Source organism: Kitasatospora putterlickiae (assembly GCF_039527695.1).
Classification (GTDB): domain Bacteria; phylum Actinomycetota; class Actinomycetes; order Streptomycetales; family Streptomycetaceae; genus Kitasatospora; species Kitasatospora putterlickiae.
In genome coordinates, this window is record NZ_BAAAKJ010000175.1 from 1 (window position 1) to 2,533 (window position 2,533).

The window sequence follows — 2,533 nt, forward strand, 5'->3', positions numbered from 1 at the left end:
CGTTGACTTTTGGCACGCTGTTGAGTTCTCAAGGAACGGACGCTTCCATCAGGCGGCTTTCACACCAGCCCTCCGGGCGCTTCGTTCTTTCGTGTTTCCAGCTTACCAGATCCGTTTTCCGGTGATTAACCGGCGCTTTTCGCATCGGAAATCTGGTGTTAACCGCCGACTCGCGGCGACCCGACCAACCATAGCGGGTCCTCGGCCGGAGCGCGAATCGGCCACGCCGGGGAGTCACCCGCCCGGACGCGTGATTTGTTGCTCTCGCGAGCATATACAGCAATGGTCCCGATTCGCCAAGATGCCTGTAGAGTGCGGCGCATCGGCCAAGAGGACTAGACCACTAGCGGTCGGCGAGATGGCCGGCTGGTGCGGGCGACCGGCAGGGCTGGTTGCCCGGGAATGTCAGCGGATGTCCGAAGTTGACATGATTTAGGCTTCAGTCGATCGCCCTGCCGCGTTCGCGGCCGCTCGCCTGTACTGCGCACTTGGGAGGCTCAACCATGACCACTGTGACGTCGCCGCTTACCGGCAAGGTCGTCGGGCTCGCCGGCGTGCCGGACCCCGTGTTCTCGGGCGCGATGGTCGGCCCGGGCACCGCGATCGACCCGGTGCGCGAGCAGACCGAAGCCGTTGCCCCGGTGGACGGCGTGGTCGTGTCCATGCACCCGCACGCGTTCGTCGTCGTCGACGCGGACGGGCACGGTGTGCTGACCCACCTGGGCATCGACACCGTCCAGCTGAACGGCGAGGGCTTCGAACTGCTCGTCAGCAAGGGCGACACCGTCACCCGCGGCCAGGCCGTCATCAAGTGGGACCCGGCCGCCGTCGAGGCCGCCGGCAAGTCGCCGATCTCGCCGATCGTCGCGCTGGAGGCCTCGCCCGAGGCGCTGGGTTCGGTCCTGGAGGTCGGAGAGGTCGCCGTCGGCGACGCCCTGTTCGACTGGAGCTGACCCCTCCCCTCTTACCCGACACATCCGCCCCCACCGCCCGGTCGGGGCGGCCCGGCACACAGCGGTACCCGGCGGGGCCGCCTCTCTCACGGAGACAGACATGGAGAAGACGCTGCGCGGCGTGGGTGTCAGCCACGGGGTCGCGATCGGCCAGGTGCGGCACATGGGGACGGCGGTGCTGGAGCCGCCGGCCACTCAGATCCCGACCGAGGACGCTCCGCGTGAGCAGGCCCGCGCCGAGGCGGCCGTCGAGGCGGTGGCCGCGGACCTGATCGCCCGCGGCAACCTGGCCGGCGGCGAGGCCCAGGCCGTGCTGGAGGCCCAGGCGCTGATGGCGCAGGACCCGGAGCTGATCGCCGACGTCTCCCGCCGGATCGCGGTCGGCAGCAGCGCCGAGCGCGGCGTCTACGACGCCTTCGCCGCCTACCGGGCGCTGCTCGCCTCCGCCGGGGAGTACCTGGCGGGCCGGGTGGCCGACCTGGACGACGTGCGCAACCGCATCGTCGCCCGGCTGCTGGGTGTGCCGATGCCGGGTGTGCCGGACAGCGACGAGCCGTACGTGCTGTTCGCCCGGGACCTGGCGCCGGCCGACACCGCGCTGCTGGACCCGACGCTGGTGCTGGGCTTCGTGACCGAGGAGGGCGGGCCGACCAGCCACAGCGCCATCCTGGCGCGGGCCATGGGCGTGCCGGCCGTGGTCGCGCTGCCGGGGGCGACCGAGGTCGCCGAGGGCACGGTCGTCGCCGTGGACGGCAGCTCCGGTGACGTGCTGGTCGAGCCGGGCGAGGAGAAGAAGGAGGAGCTGCGCCGGATCGCCGCCGAGCGCAAGGCGGCGCTCGCCGCCTCCTCCGGCCCGGGCGCGACCTCGGACGGGCACCGGGTGCCGCTGCTGGCCAACGTCGGCGGTCCGGGCGATCTGCCGGCCGCGCTGGAGGCGGGCGCCGAGGGCGTCGGGCTGTTCCGCACCGAGTTCCTCTTCCTGGACGACTCCGCGAAGGCGCCCAGCGAGGAGAAGCAGGTCGAGGCCTACCGCAAGGTGCTGGAGGCGTTCCCGGAGAACCGGGTCGTCGTCCGGGTGCTCGACGCGGGCGCGGACAAGCCGCTGGACTTCCTGACCCCGGCCGACGAGCCCAACCCGGCGCTCGGGGTGCGCGGTCTGCGCACCCTGCTGGAGCACCCGGAGGTGCTGCGGACCCAGCTGCGGGCGCTGGCGAAGGCCGCCGAGGGCCTGCCGGTGCACCTTGAGGTGATGGCCCCGATGGTGGCCGACCGCAAGGACGCCAAGGAGTTCGCCGAGGCGTGTCGTGAGGCCGGGCTGAGTGCCAAGTTCGGTGCGATGGTAGAGATTCCGTCGGCCGCGCTGCGGGCCCGCTCGATCCTCCAGGAGGTCGAGTTCCTGTCGCTGGGCACCAACGACCTCGCCCAGTACACCTTCGCCGCCGACCGGCAGGTCGGTGCGCTGGCCCGGCTGCAGGACCCGTGGCAGCCGGCGCTGCTGGACCTGATCGCGGCCGCCGCCGAGGCCGGGGTGACCATGTACTTCACCGGTACCCGCCACTTCTTCCACTGATCGGCCGATG

General features: G+C 71.5%; 1 protein-coding gene and 1 pseudogene. Both read left to right on the forward strand.

The window, feature by feature from the left end; all coding sequences use genetic code 11:
• Positions 1–503 precede the first annotated feature (503 nt).
• Complete coding sequence (locus ABD308_RS17620; protein WP_344335433.1) at positions 504–953, forward strand: PTS sugar transporter subunit IIA; 450 nt, start codon at positions 504–506, stop codon at positions 951–953.
• A gap of 100 nt (positions 954–1,053) precedes the next feature.
• Positions 1,054–2,482: pseudogene (gene ptsP, locus ABD308_RS17625) on the forward strand (phosphoenolpyruvate--protein phosphotransferase); the annotation flags it as partial.
• Positions 2,483–2,533: the final 51 nt, after the last annotated feature.